We start from the raw sequence: 15,868 nt of genomic DNA, 5'->3' as shown, positions 1-15,868 counted from the left end.
TGCTGCTCGTAGAAGCCATCGCCGATGCGCTTGAGGACCGTATTGGGGTCGACCTTGAGCGCATCCAGCATCGTGTCACTCGACAACCACTTCCGGTAATCGGTAAAGCGCGGGTCTGTCTCGATCAGGAAGTGGCTGCCCGGGTCGCTCGCCACCTGATACAGCGCGTTGTTGGGCAAACGCGTGTTGGGCGTGACCGTGCGCACGACGACATTGCCGACATTGGCCTTCACGGCCGATACGGTCCCGACGCCGACGTCCGACACACCCGAGCCGACCCGTACTTCGCCGCCAACGTCCTTGCCCGCTACTGGCGTCACGCCGGTACCGCTCGCACCTTGCGCAGCGGACGTCGCCGCCGCCACGCTCTTGATCGGATTGGACGGTTTGCCCGGATCGGTCAGCACGACCGGCAGATCGATCGTTTGTGACGGAATAGCCGGCGAGTAGTTGGTCGTCGAGGTCGCGCGTTCGTCACCGCTGAAGGCGCCGCCGGACTGGACCCATGTATAGATCGCCTTGCCCGAGCCCGTGAACGTTTCGGTACCGGTCGCACCGATGTTCTGCACGTTCATCGGATGGTTGCCGTCGCCAGCCACGATCTGGCTCTTGTCGTTGACGCCGGAGGGCGTGTTGATCGCGATATGACGGCCAGCGGTGATCGTGCCGGGTTGCGACGCCGTTACCACGTCCTTGGTCGATTTCACGTCGACCGTATAGACGGTGTAGGTCTGTACAAGCCGGCTCCGGACGTCCGCGTTATAGCCGACCAGCACCTGATCCAGCTTCTGGTAAGCGGCGACCGTGGCGTTGTACCACTGCTGGAACGGGGCGCATGCTGCATTCGTTGACGTCAGGCACGAAGGGCTCGGCCGACCGAAGGGATCCGGTTTTGCCCCCGTTACATCAGCTTCAGTGGGGGGCTTGATGGCAAACCAGTCACTACCGACGTTGCTTCTACCGGCAAACGAACCTGCAATCGCCGACATCCAGAACGGTCCGGATGTGGTCCATGCCGGATTTGCGTCGGGCGGCGGCGTCACACCGAACGTCGTCCAGATGTCAGCCGGCACAGTTCGATACGCGCCAGTCTGAGACGCCCAAGCTCCCGTACCGAAATTGCTTGCGGGATACGCCGTGTTATCGATCTTGCCCGCCACCCCATTCATCGTGTACTTCGCATACTCGGCAAACGGATATTTGGTCGACGGCAGCAGAATGAATTTCTGGTCGTCGTCCAGCGCCCACTGGTAATCCGTGCCCGGATGGATTTCCTGGCTGTTCTTCTGGTACAGGTAAACGGTCGACGGGTCGATCTTTTCGGTCGAACCCGGCACCTGGTACCACAACTGGTTGCCGCTGTCGGTCGTGACCGTCGAGGTCTGGAAGTTCGAATTCAGATTCTCGAACCGGTTTGCGCTGATCGTGATGTCGCGACCGGCGTCGATCTGCGCGCCGTTGTTCGTCACGGTCTGCGCAGCACCGGTTGCCTGATGGTTCGCGTCCAGCGCGCCGCCAACACGAATGTCGTTGCTCGCGTAAATCAGCGCGTTGTTCTGGTTCTTGAACGTCTGGGCACCAATGTCGAGATCCCCGCGAGAAGCGATCACGCCACCGACACCCTGGGTATTCTGGTCATTGACAACCGTGTTCGCGCCCACCGCGACCGTGTCGCCGTAAATCCGGCCACCGGCATTCGTGATCGTGTCACCTGCCGTCACCGTCGTTGTGCCACCATCGATCAGGCCTTCGTTCGTCATCGACTGGTTCGCGTGAACGTTGGTCGCGTTGCCACCGAAAATCTCGCCCGTCGCACGGTTCTGGATCGAATTGGCGCTCACATTGGCAACATTGCCGGCCGACAGTGTGCCGCTGTTGTCGAGCGTGCGGCCGGCCGTGGTCGTCAGATCGTGACCCGCTACGATCTGGCCGGTGTTGGTCAGATCGCCTTGCGTCGTTACGTTGACGTCGCCCGCCGATTGGAGCTTGCCGTCGTTGTTCAGCGTACCGGTCGAGACCGTCAGTTGCTGACCGCCATTGATGTCGCCCCGGCTGTTGACCAGCGTATTCGATGCCGTCAACGTTGCCGAGCCTTTCGACTGGATGCTGCCCGACGTGTTGTCGATGATCGGTGCGGTGAGCTTCGCACCCTTGTCTGCTCGAATCGATCCGGACGTATTGTCGATCGCCTGGTTGGCGTCAAGGGTGACGCTTGCGCCTTCCATTCCTGCAGTCAGTCCCGGCACGCCTGCGGTCGTCGGCAGCGTTGAATTGGCAGTCTGCGCGTTGCGGATCGTATCGCCCGTCACCGACAGCGTGCCGCTCGCGTGCATGGCCCCACGCGTGTTGTCGACCGTCGTACCGGACACCGTTACATCGCTGTTGCCGCCTATCTGGCCGGCCACGTTCGACACCGTCCCGGCGCTTCGTATGGTCAGTGCGCCGTTCGCCACGAGCGAACCCGCATCGTTCGTCACGGATGCGGCGTTGACGGTTGCCGCACCGCTCGACGAAATCGCACCACCTGCGTTGCTCAGCGCCCCCGTTGTCAGCGTGACGCCATTACCGAGAACCTGACCACCCGTGGATTGCCCTGCCAGTACGCCGTTGTCGAACGTCTGGCCGTGCGTATCGATGTCAACCGCTCCCGTTGCCTGCACCAACCCCGACCGGTTATCGAACGCCCCCGATCGACTCGTCAGCGATTGGCTTGCCGCCACGTTGCCGAGCGTGTTGTCGATCGCGCCCGGTCCGGACGCGAGCGTGACGTTCGCCCCCGTGATCGTACCGCCCGAGTTCAGCAGGCCCGAATTGGTCAGGGTCGTGTCACCCGACGCCAGCAGCTTGCCCCCTGCATTGTCCGTCGTACCGGATGTCGCCACCGACAACGCACCGGAGACGGAGCCGATGGTGCCACCGTGGTTCGTAACGGTCTGCGCCGCCACGGTCGTGTCGTGTGTCGTCGCGATCGTGCCGCCTGCATTCGTCAATGCGCCTGCAACATTAAGCTTCGCTGCATCCGCTGAGACCGCGCCTTGCGAATTGTCGAACGCACCGGCCTGCGTGTTCAGCGTGCCGGCCGCAGCAATCTTGCCCTGGGTATTGTCGAGTGCCTGCGAGACGGTCAGCGCCATGTCGCCGCTGGATGTGCCGATCTGGCCTGCTCGGTTACTGAGCGTGGCGGCTGTCGCCGAGAGCCCGGTCGCCCCAACCAGCTTGCCGCCGTCGTTCGACACCGTGCGCGTTGCGATCAACGACAATGCATCCGACGATGACCCAATCTGGCCGCCCGCATTGACGAGATCCCCCGTCTGGATTTGTGCGCCGCGCACGGCCGTCATACTGCCGTTCGAGTTGTCGGTCGCGTCACTTGCAACGATGAGCGCATTGGCCGAACTCACCGTACCGCCGGTGTTCGTCAGAGACTTCGTCACACGCAGCGTCGTGTCGCCGGCGGCCGATCCGATCGCGCCTGCCGCATTGCCAACGCTGTTTGCCGTCACCGACAGACCATTGCCACCGACTATCGCGCCGGACTGATTCGAGACGGCGCCCGTCGCCGTCACGGTCAGCATATCGGTGGTGCCGATCTTGCCGCCCGTATTGACGACATCGGTCGCCGTGATCTGTGCGGCGTGTGCGCTAACCGATCCAGCCGAGTTGTCGAGATGAGTCGTGTGAATCGACAGATCGTTACCGGACGCAACCTTGCCGTTTGCGTTGTTCAGCGATTGCGTGACGTCGAGCGAGGTATTGCCCGCCACGGAGCCGATCTGGCCCTGTGCGTTGGAAACCGCATTCGCCGTCAGCGTGAGACCATTGCCACCGGCGATCTTCCCGTTGTCGTTCGACACGTTCCCTGTCGCCGTCAACATCAATGCGCCCGTCGATGTGCCAATCTCGCCCGCCACATTCGTGAGGTCGGTTGCAGCGATCTGCGCCGTGCGCGCAGTCATTTGCCCCTGCGTATTGTCAAGCGCGCCAGCCGAGTTCAGGGACAGCGCGTCCGCCGCCAACGTCCCGGACCGGTTCGAAACCGATTGCGCGGCCACGTTCGCGAGGCTGTGCGAACTGATGGTGCCGGAATTGTTGACCAGTTGCCCCGCACTCAGCGTCACGTTCTGTCCGCTCATCGTGCCGGCGACATTCGACAACGTGCCGTTCGTCGTGACGTTGACCGCGCTGGCCGCGTTCACGGTTCCCTGATCGAGCGTAACGTCGTTTGCGAACAGATTGACGTTATCGCCCGCTGCCAGCGTGCCGCTGCTCGTCACATTCGCGGCGCGTGCCGTGACGGAGCCACCGCCAACGAGATTGCCTGCGGAATCCACACCCGCGTATGCCTGCCCGCTGTTGTTGAACGATGTGGCGGCTGTGAGGTTCGTGTTGCCGCCCGACGAAATCGTTCCGGCGTTCGACAGTGCCTGGGACGCGTTCAGATAGGTGGCCTGCGTACTGACAATCGTGCCTTGCTGGGCGACGTGGGCGCCATCGATCCGAGTGTTCGCGGCCGACTGAATACGCGCCGTCGGCGCGATCGTCACATCGCCGTTGTTCGACACTTGAATATCGCCAGTCAGTGAAGTGACGGAACCGGCGTCTCGCACACCCACGCCGGCCTCCGTCCCGATCATCCGGACGCTATTGGCAAACATGCTTCCCAACGCTTGCACGTCGATCGCGACGCCCGGCGCGGCACCGGTACCGGTCTGTGCCTGCGCGGTGTTGCTCGCATAGTCGACCCGGTTCGCCCCCGCCACTGCATTGATCGAATCCGCCCACACCTGGCCGTTGATCGTCATCGCGCGAGCGATCAGGTCGATCGCACTGCCATGCGCATCGAGCCCGGCACCGGCAATGCCGATCTGCCCCTGCGTCACGTTGAAACCTGCCAACGTGCCGTCCGGATTGAAAGTCGGCACGCCGGTCGTCAGCGTGACACGCGGAACATTCAGAAAGCCGCAACCGGCACAGGTGATGCCTGCCGGGTTGGCGATCACGAGATTCGCGCGATTGCCCGCGATCTCGGTCGGCCCGAGCAGTTGACTGGGGTTACCCGACGTGACCTGGTTGACGATCACACGCGCAGCGTTGTTGCCGAGGAATGGATTGCCTTGAACCCAGCCGGCGAGCTGCGTCTGCGAATTCTGGCCACTGTTGACCAGCACTGCTCCCTTCGTCCCGACGTTGTACTGCGTAAAGTTGTTCAGCGAGACGCCGTTCTTCGGTGCAGTAATGTTGACGAGTGGTACGCCCGATGCCGACACCCCGACGACCGGATGAGTCGGACCGCTTCGATCGGGCGTGATCGGCAGCGTTGCCTGCGCTTCGGCAACGAGCGGCTGCATGCCGAACGTACAGAGTGCGGCAAACGCGGTTGCGCGTGCCGCAAACCAGATCGAGATTCCGGAATCCACCGACATAGGTCGAGTGGCTGGCCGCACGCGAGCGCGTTCACCGCCCCCGTGCGCCGATGCGTATTCGTCAACCGCTACCAGCATGCCGCGAACGGTACTGAAGACCAAACGAAAGATTCCGGAATTCATGATCGTTTTATTCTTGAATGCATGTCAGGCCGGCCTTCCACGCATCGCGTGAATGACCGGCCCCTACTCACGTTACTTGCAGCTCAGTGCCACCAGGCCGTTGATGTTGCCCGTCGTCGCGGCCGGGATGCCGTACGACACCACCAGATACGGTTGCTTCGCGTCCGTGCCCATGACCGTGCTCATCAGCGTCGATTTGGTTTTCGAGCTCAGCTCCGTCAGCCCAATCGCAGAGCTTCCGACGAACGACTGGTTCTGGTCGCTACCGATCGAGTACTGCAGATTCAGCGTGTAGTTGATGGTCGAATTACCAAAGGTATCGGTACCGCTCGTCAGCGTCGCCGTGGCGCCATTCAGTGAACCCGGCGCCGTATTGCCGTCCGTCGACGTCGGACGCGTTGCGAAGGCCAGCGAGCATTGCATTTGCACGGGCGACGTCGTGTCGATCGCAACCGGCACACCGATTGCCCATACTTGCCCCTGGTTGGCGTTGTACGTCGCGCCTGCCGAATCGGCGCCATCCGCCCAGCGACCGATGGCGATGTCGCCATTGCCGGCGATGTCCGTCACGATGCCTTTGGTCAGGGTCTTGATCGTGCCCGAGGAGTCGTACGGAATCGCGACATGGGCACCCGGCGCCTGCTCCTTGAGCGACGCGGTCGGCTGGGACAGGGCTCTGAGCGTGTAATTCCCGTTCGGCATCTGTCCACCGTTCCACGATGCGGGCGGCATCAGAATGCGGACCGTCGAAACCTGGCTCGAGATCGATTGGGATTGCCCTTCCACGCGAATCCCCGTCGAAGACGACGCACTACCCGACGGCGCTCCGTTCGACGACGCGCCACTCGATGCCGCGCTGCCACCGCTACCACCGTCGTCACCACCGCCACATGCGCTCAGGCCAAGCGCTGCCACCACCGCAAACGTTGCCGTCGCAGCTTGCAAAAGCCGATGCTTCTCGTACAGGTGCTGCATAGTTCTTCCTTCTTCTGATTGACGATCAACAAGACACCGAGTCGAGATCGACACCCCGCTCGGTTCACCCCAGCTACGCTTAGAACAATGTGCTGACCTGGAACAGCAACGTCGGCGAACTCGTCTTGAAGCCCTGCGGCTTCGACAACGGGAACCCAAGCGACACGTCGTAATTCAGTGCGGCACCGAGCACGTTCGTCGGGGCGAGATTGCCGCGCACACCGACGACGGCGCCGACCAGTGTTTCGCCGAGCAGGTACTGTGCAGCGGGCCCTCGCACGCGCCCGGCATCGACGCCGGCGTAGAGCGCCTGCGTACCGACAGGCGTCGGCACGTACCAGTCGAGTTCGTTGGAGACAACCCAGCCGCTCTCGGCAGCCAGCGTCAGTTGCTGATCGAAGCCGCGTACGGCGTAACGCGTGCCGATCGTGAAATAGTCGGAAGGGGTCAGTGGTGTACGTGCGTTCTGCATGTTCCAGCCGAACTGGTACGAGAACGTCTGACTGCCGATCTTGAAAGGGACTTGAGCGCTGAGGCTTGCCAGTTCGATCTGCGTCTTGCCGTCGAAGTCGGGGGCCCCGACCACCGTGCCCGAATTGCTGGACAGGCCCGGCAACGATGCGCGCCACGCGAATGAGCCGTCGAGCACCACATCGCCGATGTACTGGCGATGCGCGACACCCAGTTCGTAACCGATGATGTCGCGGTGCTGCACCGGAATATCGACACCGTCGATCGAGTTACGGCTGATCTTGTGGAACAGGTTGCCGTGAATTTCGGTACGCGCATGCGCGTTCCGATAGATCACGCCGGACAGCCCGGCCTGGAGTTGAGACTGGACACCGCTGTATTCGATCGGCTCGCCAAAACCCGCGACCGTCTGCTTGTACCGCGAGCGGCTCGCGTTCAGCGTCAGCATCGCGTAACCGATCGGCACGCTGTAGTTCGCGGAGACAGACTGGTTACCCTTCTCGGATGCGCCAATGTTTGCGTTCGTCGTGCCCGCGATCTGCAGTTGGTCGTACAAGTGAAACGGGGAATCGAACGTGAACGAGCCGGACAGCTCGTACTTGCCGGTCGAATCGAGACCCGCGTTGTCCGCGCCGATGACGGCATGCCAGCGCTTGCCGGTGCCGGGATGAAATACCAGCTCCGAGTCCCCCGGATTCACGCCGGGCGCGATGTCGAATGTCGCATCGGACTGCGACTGAAGCCGGCGCACGTTCTCGAGCCCCTGATCGATGTCGCGCTGATTCAGCAAGGCACCGGCTGATGTCGGCAATGCCGCGCGCGTCCAGCCAATCGTCGGTTTGTCGGCGCGGATGTCGCTGATACGCCCCGGAACCACGCGAAGCGTCAACGTTCCGGATTGCAGCGATTGCGTCGGCACGAGCACGCGTGACGTCACGTAGCCACGGTCGATCAATGCGTTATTAGCGGCGTCCTGAATCTGCTTGAGTGCGGTCTTGCCGACGCACTGGCCGACGACCGGTTGCAGAAAACGCGCAAGCCACGCGAACGCGTTGTCTTCCAATGCGATTGCGTTGATCGGAAAGCACGGGTTATCGAGCGGCAAGCTTTCGACGCCAGTCGTCGATGCCTTCTCGCCCGTCGGTGTCCGGACTGTCGGACGAGGATTCAATTCCTTCGTCGCGTCCAACTGCTGTTGTTGCAAACGCTGGATTTGCGGGCCAGACGTAATCTCGGACGGCGGAACGCCTTGCGCGAATGCAGAAACACTCGCCAACGCCGAAATCAACGCTGCCGAAGTTTCTCGTTTCTTCACTTGTTAGCGGCGTAATGATTGGTCTCTCGCGCCGCAATTTATCAAAACACTCGAAAGCAGATTGTCAGAAATTGCAATGCCACAGCAATATGCTCAGCCGTGAGTGCTCACCCGCCGTTGCTGCACGATCCGCGATCACGGCATATTCAAATCAAATACGCGCAATCCAATCCCTCTAAAAACAAAAATTTAACACTTCGAAAAGGTTATCCAATAGAAAATCGCGCATCAAAAACGAGCAATCCCCCAAGAGACCATCAGGCAAAGGGGGCACCGCTACCCTCACATCAATTCAATAAATCATTGATTTATTTAGACGGCTCGCACGTCAGCAAGGACCACCAGACACATCTCCATGGAAGAACCCTGCGAGACTTCATCGTTCTTCCGAATATCCACAAAACCACGCCTGCTATTGAGATAGGAAAAATCAAAATCTAGCCGATTGACATTTCTCGCCGCCGTTAATCGACTAATCATCGACTAGTAGCGGTAGACGCCCGTGCGATGGCGCATGTCTCCAATTTGCAACAGGACTTTCTCCAGACGCCATGCTCGCCTCCGGAATGCAGAATTTTTAAATCACATATCACCGTCCTGAGCCCGGCCAGCTACGGCCGCTCCGTCGATGCATTTCCGCATCGGCGCACTTCGCTCAGGAGTTTCCGTGATCTCTGATCCCCGACGTTTATGCTGATCGGGCTGGGCCTCGCGCTCGTCGAGATGTTCGCGACAGGCTACTACTGGCTCGCCGGCCGACACGTCCTCATCCGCCCGTCGTTCCCCCGCCGGCGCGCAGCAACAGCGTTGCGGGAGCCACGGGCGGTACAGCCGCCGCGCTCGCGGGTACAAAGACCGACGAGGTCGTCGGCTCGATCGCTGGCCAGATCGACACCGTGTTGGGCGGCCTCGCCGGCGCAGTTATCGCCGTGCTAGTCGGCAGCGTCGCAGGCTGCGCCGCCGGTTCCGCTGTCGGTGGCGCAATCGATGACAACATGCTGGACACTCACCACTGTCTCGCGTGCGGCCAGCCAGTCACATGGATTGGTCACGATCCGAGTTGACTCCAAACACCTACGTGCTGCCTATACGAGCATGCCGACAGAGGATGGGGAATTTGAAAATATCAGCTAACACGCTGATTTTACTGGCCCGCCCTACACGATTCGAACGTGTGACCTACGGCTTAGAAGGCCGAGCAAGTTGACATTTATCGGCGTTGACCGATTTTCCAACAATCGCCCGAAACCCCTATCAGATAATGCGTCGCAGTGAATCCCCTCCCTCAGCAAGGTTGACCGAGATTGATTAATTTGCCTAGAATTTGGTTACATGGTGGTTACACGGGCTACATGGGGGCGCGTGATGGCGAAGGTCAATTTCACGGCGGCGCGGGTCAACGGGCACTCCTGCCCCACCGGAAAATCTCAGGCGTTCATCTGGGATTCCGGAGCAACTGGCCTTGGGGTGCGCGCGACGACGGCAGGTGCGCGCACTTACATTTGGCAAGGCAAGCTCAACGGCGCGACTATTCGCGTCACGATAGGCGCACCGAAGGATTGGAGCATCGATGACGCACGGGACGAAGCGCGCCGCCTGAAACGCCTGACCGATAGCGGTAAGGACCCCCGCGAGGAAGCCGCTGAGCAGCGCGTCGCCGCAGAGCAACGCCGAATAGAGGCGCACCGCCAGGATGTGACCGTGCGCGAGGCATGGGTCGAGTACCTAGAAGCGAATCGCGGCAAGTGGAGCAACCGCCACTACTCCGACCATGAGAAGCTGGCTCATGCTGGCGGCGATCCGAAGAAGCGTGGGAAAGGCATGACGGTCGCGGGGCCGCTAGCCGCGCTCATGCAGTTGAAGCTATCGCACCTGACGGCGCAGCGAGTAACCGAATGGCTGGAAGCCGAGGCCGAAACGCGCCCGACGAACGCCGAGCAAAGTTATCGCAAGCTGCGCGCATTCATCCGATGGTGCGACGACAAGCCAATATACGCCGGCCTGATTGCATCGAACGCATATACCGCCCGCGCCGTTCGCGCCGCCATTCCGCGCGTACACGCGAAAGACGACTGCTTGCAACGCGAGCAGCTACCGGCTTGGTTTGCTGCGGTGGGCAAGATCGGCAACCCGGTTATCAGCGCCTACTTGCAAGCCCTGCTCCTGACCGGCGCGCGCCGCGAAGAAATGGCCTCGCTCCGATGGGATGATGTGGATTTTCAGTGGCGTAGCCTTCACGTAGCCGACAAGGTGGAGACAGAAACGGGCCGTATTATCCCGCTCACGCCCTATCTTGCATCTCTGCTGCTCGAACTAAAGCGGCGGAACGACACGCCGCCGAATGTGCGGACACTCGCCCAAATGAAGTCAGAAGGTAAGGAATGGAAACCGTCAGGGTGGGTGTTCTCAAGCCAGCGCGCCGCCGACGGCAAGCTAGCAGAGCCACGTACGGCGCATAACAAGGCGCTGGCCGTGGCCGGGTTGCCCCATGTGAGCCTCCACGGCCTGCGCCGTTCGTTCGGCACGCTGTCCGAATGGTGCGAGGTTCCTGTTGGCGTGGTTGCTCAAATAATGGGACACAAACCGAGCGCCATCGCGGAAAAGCATTATCGCCGCCGTCCGCTCGACCTGCTGCGCATGTGGCATGACAAGATCGAAGCATGGATGCTCGAACAGGCTTGCGTCAAATTCCCTGCACCGGAGATGGTGGAGGGTTTGCGGGCCGTGAGGTAGGCGAAGCAGATTCTTCGAGATTCATATAACGCTCCTCCCGGCTTTCCGACCGACACCATAACAAAATATTATTAAGCGACTGGAGTCTAAAACACATCTTATTTTGCATTAGTTTACATTAAAACACACCAAATCAACATGCCAGTCAGGCGATTTAATTTACACAATTCAACTACACACCTTAATGGGTAAGGCTTCGCGCTATCCAGCCGCAATCCGCGACCCACCCGAATTACATAAAAAAGAAATTGATATATAAAAATAGCCATGACAAATCAATTCCCAGGATTTTTGGGGAAGGCGATGCGAAATGGCAATTGCGCAACATCTTGATACGGGATCACGTGATCTCCTGACCACGGAGGAGTTTGCTGCCGCACAGAAGTGCGCTCCTCAGACAGTCCGCAAGAACTACTGTCTTTATGGTCATTACCATGGCGCCCGACCTATTAAACATCCGAGCGGCAGGCTGCTTTGGCATGCCTCGGACTCTGCAATACTGCTGAGCGGTGTTCGTAAGGCGGATGCAAAAACGACGGATAAAGGTGCCGACGATGAGCGTTGATCTTCTCCTCTCGCGCCTCGCGTCCGTGAGGCATAGCGGCCCGCATCGCTGGCAAGCGCGCTGCCCCGCCCATAATGATCACGGGCCGTCACTCGCAGTGCGGGAACTTGATGACGGTCGTCTGCTGGTGCACTGCTTCGCGGGCTGCGACATCGGCGCGGTGATGGATGCAGTCGGGCTGACGGTGTCCGATTTGTTTCCCGCGCCGATCGGCGGACCAGTCGGCCTGAAACCCGAACGGCATCCGTTTCCGGCCATGGATGTATTGGCGTGTATCCGATTCGAGGCGCTCGTCGTGGCGACCGCTGGCGTAGCGCTGCTTGATGGTTACCCGTTTGCTGTCGAAGACCGCGCGAGGCTTGTTCTGGCCGTGAAGCGCATTAACGCGGCGCTTGACGCAGCAGGAGTGCCCCATGAATGATGCCGCAGTCGTGCGAGGGCAATCTTTCTTGGACGAACTCGCCGTGGTCAGTAAAGAGTCCGCCAGTTGTGCGCCGTGGCCGGATCATCCCGAGCCCCTGCCGAATGCGTTGTTGCCGGTCGAACCCTTCGATTTCGAGCTTGTGCCCGAGACGCTGCGCCCGTGGGTGTGTGATGTCGTCGAGCGCATTCAATGCCCGCCTGATTTTGTTGGCGTCACGGTTATGGCGGCGCTCGGTATTGTGATCGGACGGCGTGTCGGCGTTCGCCCGAAGCGTCGTGACGACTGGACCGAATATGGTAACCAATGGGCCTGCCTGATTGGTCGGCCGGGTGTCCTCAAGAGTCCCGCAATGTCGGCCGCACTCGCACCACTACATTGCTTGGAAGATGTTGCTTCGCGCCGCTACGTCGCAGAGAAGGCCGAATATGATGCAGCCGCGCAGATTCATGCGATGCGGCTCGACGCGCAGAAAAAGAGCATCGCAAGACAGCTTGCGGAGAATCCGGCGGCGAGTGTCAATTTTGAATCGATCCTGGAACCCGAAGCGCCGGGCATGCGGCGCTATCTGGTCAACGATACGACGTGTGAAGCGCTACTCGAAATCTGTCGTGAGAATCCGAAAGGCATCGGTGCGTATCGTGACGAGCTGGCGTCCCTGTTGCAATCTCTTGAACGGGACGGACAGGAAGGTTCACGCGGCTTCTATCTGACCGGGTGGAACGGCAACCAACCATATGTGGCTGACCGAATCGGCCGTGGCCGTAACCTGCGCGCGGAGGCTGTTTGCCTGTCCGTGCTCGGCTCGACGCAACCGGGCCGAATTGCGGGATACATCCGTGCCGCGACGCGAGGTGGCGCTGCCGACGATGGATTGATTCAACGCTTCGGCCTGTTGGTGTATCCAGATGTCGCAGGCGAGTGGTGCAACGTCGATCGAATTCCCGACAGTGACGCGCAGCGAAAAGCCTTTGCGTTATTCGCGAGGCTTGATGCTGCCGATCCGCTGGGCGACTGGGGAGCCGAAATCGTCACCGGACACGACAATCAACCAGATTTCCGACAGCCGCCTTTCCTTCGACTCGACGAGGCGGCGGCCGAGCACTTTCTCGAATGGCGAATTGCTTACGAGAGCGATCTGCGCAGCGGACATCTGCACCCGGCTGTCGAATCCCATCTCGCGAAGTACCGGAAGCTTGTGCCCAGTCTGGCGCTGCTTTGTCATCTTGCGAACGACGGCAAGGGGGCTATAAGTGATTCCGCGATGCTGCGTGCACTAGCCTGGGCTCATTACCTTCGATCGCATGCCGAACGTGCTTATGCCCTGGGAACCGGTGATGACCTTGACAGTGCAAAGGCGCTGCTCAAGCGTATACGTCATGGTGAGGTGGCTGACCGGTTCACAGCACGCGACATTTATCGTCACCATTGGTCGATGTTGCAAACACCGGAAGATGTTGGCAACGCGCTTAGCGTGCTCGGCGAGTATGGCTGGGTTCGCGGCGTCACCGTAGCAACAGACGGGCGCACTAAAACGGTGTTCGAAATGCACCCGGATGCGCAACCATGAATCCGTATCTCGAACGCCTGAAACTGAAAAGGGGTGTACACGCTTCGGTGCCAGAGGTGCCAGAAGGGGTTCATGGCACTTCTGGCACTGCCTCGACTGATGCTCGTTCTAGTCGCGACGCCGGCGTCGGCTCGCCTCGTGACGAAGAAAGCGGAGCATCGTTTTGCCCTTGGGGGCCGCGCATCACGCTGGAGATGCTAGCAGAGTGGCGGTGCGAACTGCGCATGCTGGTCGCGGAGTTGGCTGCGATCGAGAGATGGTCAGCAGAGTACCGCGCCTACATCTTCTACCTGGTTGAGCACCAGCCTTCGCTCTCGACCGTGCGCGACGATCTCACGTGGTTTCGCGACAGGCTGAACGTCGTGCGCAGCCGCACCGCGCAGGACGTTCAGCAGCAACCACCGCCGGTAATACCACGCTCGGGTACCGGGGGGATGCCATGACAATCAAGACTCGCATCGAGCGACTTGAGGAGGCGCTCGCTGTTCAGTCCGTCGAGACGAACGTTACCTATTGCGTGCTGATCTACGATCCTAGCAACCCGCCGGACTTCGACGCGGTTGCGCGAGAACGCGACCTGACTTACGTCGTCTGGTTGCCGGATAACGGCCGTCGCGACCGTGAAAAAAGGGAGGTGCTATGCGGCGAAAATTCACAAACGCCTACCCGGTGAGCGAGGCGACGACTGAACTCGTCGTTTTGCCTGCCCCCCGCGTCAACTTGCACAACCTCGACGCTGTGCGCCGGGAAATGGCGAAAGTCTACCGCGACATGCGGACGAACCGGATCGACAGCCAGGACGGCGCGCGCTTCGTCTTCGCGCTGTCGCAGATCGCGAAGATGTTCGAAATGTGCGATCTCGAACAGCGCATCAGTTCCTTGGAACGGCAAACCAATGTGTTGTGAATTGGTGCGCCTGGCCGCCATGTGGACCCCGTTTCAATTTTGCAACCGGAAGTGCGGTCGGGACGTCTTCGAGTGAGCCAATGTTCCTACTTGATGGCGATAGCCGTTCTACAAGTCGAATCTGGTACGAAATACGCGAACCCATGATGTCTCGTGATGAAGCGGAAACGCGAAAGAATCTTTCTTGTGCGCATTTAGTACGAGCACGTCCTCACACAATTGAGGGTTTACACGCGGGGTAAACACGAAGTAGGTCTCGTTTCAAAGCTGAATCAACACGGTATGGGTGCTCTGCCCGACATCGTTTCCCCATTCTCCAACCGATCTCGGCTGTGCGTCAGGGAGAGGTGGCATATCTGATGCATGCTCGATTCACGCGCGTTCTGCGCTAGATAGAAATCGGGGAATAAACAACAAGCGCGTTGGCGGCGACCATCGGCTGGTACACGGCGCGCAATGCGAATCGGGGAAAACGATGAAAACGATATGGGTAGTAACGGGACTGTTGTCCCTGACCGGTTGTGCCTCGATCATCGACGGCTCGACGCAGGTGGTGTCCGTCGAGACGCGAAGCGCGACGGAAGCGGTGACCAGCGCGAGCTGCAAGCTTACGAACGATAAGGGTACGTGGTTCGTCACGACGCCTGGTTCAGTTTCTCTGCATCGATCGATGGGGGACCTGAACATCAAGTGTGACAAGGAAGGGCGCGAGTCGGGTATCTCTACCGTGGCTTCATCAGCGCGCGGCATGGTCGCCGGCAACCTTCTGTTCGGCGGCATCGTCGGCACGGCAATCGATATGGGTACGGGAGCCGCTTACGACTATCCGACGCTGATTACCGTCAGCATGGGTGCGGCGAAAATGAGTGCGGCTCCTGCGGCGACGAGCGGCGCACCTTCAATGATCCCAACGTCTTCTCCGGCACCGTCCCCTGTCGGCACTGCCGCAGCAACTCCCGTTGCTGGCCCAACCGAAGCGCGAAACTTCGCCCTCCTCCCGTCGTGCTCGACGATCACAACCGGGCCGCGAGTTAACTGCACGATCCCCTGACCGCTACGACAGATCGCGGTGAGCAACTAGCGCGAACCGCTGCTCACTCACATACCGGAGACCACCATGTTTGAATTTCGGATCAACGTCGCCACGCAGGTCGGCTTGGGTGGCGTCGTGCATCAGTTTCACACCGACTGGATCGACGACGAGCAGCAATTCATCAAGACATTCGCGGAGATCAGAACGCTCTTTCCAGCGTCGCAGGGATTCGACGTGAGTGCTGTTAAGCGAAGCAAGTCGATGCAGCACGTATCGGAGTCTGAACTGGTTGCATTGTCTTTTGCATATCCCTGATTTGCCCGGCGGTGCGAG

General features: G+C 60.2%; 12 protein-coding genes. 9 read left to right on the top strand and 3 right to left on the bottom strand.

All coding sequences use genetic code 11. From position 1 onward, the window contains the following. The 3 genes from DIE08_RS30460 to DIE08_RS30450 form a co-directional block, all read right to left on the bottom strand. The coding region (locus tag DIE08_RS30460) for a filamentous hemagglutinin N-terminal domain-containing protein (protein ID WP_124905292.1) at positions 1 to 5,546 on the bottom strand (5,546 nt) is incomplete at its 3' end. Positions 5,547 to 5,618: 72 nt separating this feature from the next. Continuing rightward, on the bottom strand, positions 5,619 to 6,521 hold the full coding sequence (locus DIE08_RS30455) for a hypothetical protein (protein ID WP_124905290.1): 903 nt from the start codon (positions 6,519 to 6,521) through the stop codon (positions 5,619 to 5,621). A 79-nt stretch (positions 6,522 to 6,600) separates the two neighbouring features. Next, a complete protein-coding gene (locus DIE08_RS30450; protein ID WP_124905288.1) occupies positions 6,601 to 8,097 on the bottom strand; it encodes a ShlB/FhaC/HecB family hemolysin secretion/activation protein in 1,497 nt (498 codons plus the stop codon). A gap of 1,575 nt (positions 8,098 to 9,672) precedes the next feature. Here DIE08_RS30450 and DIE08_RS30440 point away from each other — a divergent pair. From DIE08_RS30440 to DIE08_RS30400, 9 genes are all read left to right on the top strand, one after another. Beyond that, positions 9,673 to 11,040, top strand: coding sequence for an integrase family protein (locus DIE08_RS30440; RefSeq protein ID WP_124905286.1), 1,368 nt, complete (start codon positions 9,673 to 9,675; stop codon positions 11,038 to 11,040). Between the two features lie 310 nt (positions 11,041 to 11,350). Then, on the top strand, positions 11,351 to 11,605 hold the full coding sequence (locus DIE08_RS30435) for a DNA-binding protein (RefSeq protein WP_124905284.1): 255 nt from the start codon (positions 11,351 to 11,353) through the stop codon (positions 11,603 to 11,605). Further along, positions 11,595 to 12,026, top strand: coding sequence for a DNA primase (locus DIE08_RS30430; protein WP_114178513.1), 432 nt, complete (start codon positions 11,595 to 11,597; stop codon positions 12,024 to 12,026). The genes DIE08_RS30435 and DIE08_RS30430 overlap by 11 nt, the downstream gene beginning before the upstream one ends. Continuing rightward, positions 12,019 to 13,596 (top strand): YfjI family protein, encoded by a 1,578-nt coding sequence (locus tag DIE08_RS30425; RefSeq protein WP_124905282.1) that lies wholly within the window; start codon positions 12,019 to 12,021, stop codon positions 13,594 to 13,596. Before DIE08_RS30430 ends, DIE08_RS30425 begins: the two co-directional genes overlap by 8 nt. Then, positions 13,593 to 14,039 carry a hypothetical protein gene (locus DIE08_RS30420; RefSeq protein WP_124905280.1) on the top strand — a complete coding sequence of 149 codons (447 nt, stop codon included), beginning with the start codon at positions 13,593 to 13,595 and terminating at the stop codon, positions 14,037 to 14,039. Before DIE08_RS30425 ends, DIE08_RS30420 begins: the two co-directional genes overlap by 4 nt. Next, positions 14,036 to 14,269 (top strand): hypothetical protein, encoded by a 234-nt coding sequence (locus tag DIE08_RS30415; RefSeq protein ID WP_124905278.1) that lies wholly within the window; start codon positions 14,036 to 14,038, stop codon positions 14,267 to 14,269. Before DIE08_RS30420 ends, DIE08_RS30415 begins: the two co-directional genes overlap by 4 nt. Then, a complete protein-coding gene (locus DIE08_RS30410) occupies positions 14,266 to 14,502 on the top strand; it encodes a hypothetical protein (RefSeq protein WP_221622514.1) in 237 nt (78 codons plus the stop codon). Before DIE08_RS30415 ends, DIE08_RS30410 begins: the two co-directional genes overlap by 4 nt. A 475-nt stretch (positions 14,503 to 14,977) precedes the next feature. Beyond that, entirely contained in the window at positions 14,978 to 15,553 is a 576-nt protein-coding gene (locus DIE08_RS35815; protein ID WP_185715918.1) for a hypothetical protein, read from the top strand. A gap of 66 nt (positions 15,554 to 15,619) precedes the next feature. Then, positions 15,620 to 15,850, top strand: a complete 231-nt coding sequence (locus tag DIE08_RS30400; RefSeq protein WP_124905274.1) for a hypothetical protein — start codon at positions 15,620 to 15,622, stop codon at positions 15,848 to 15,850. The last annotated feature ends 18 nt before the right edge of the window (positions 15,851 to 15,868 follow it).

It is taken from the genome of Burkholderia sp. Bp9004, from assembly GCF_003858025.1.
Lineage (GTDB): Bacteria > Pseudomonadota > Gammaproteobacteria > Burkholderiales > Burkholderiaceae > Burkholderia > Burkholderia diffusa.
Note: the sequence above shows the minus strand (reverse complement) of the source record. Positions and strands in the feature narration are given on the sequence as shown.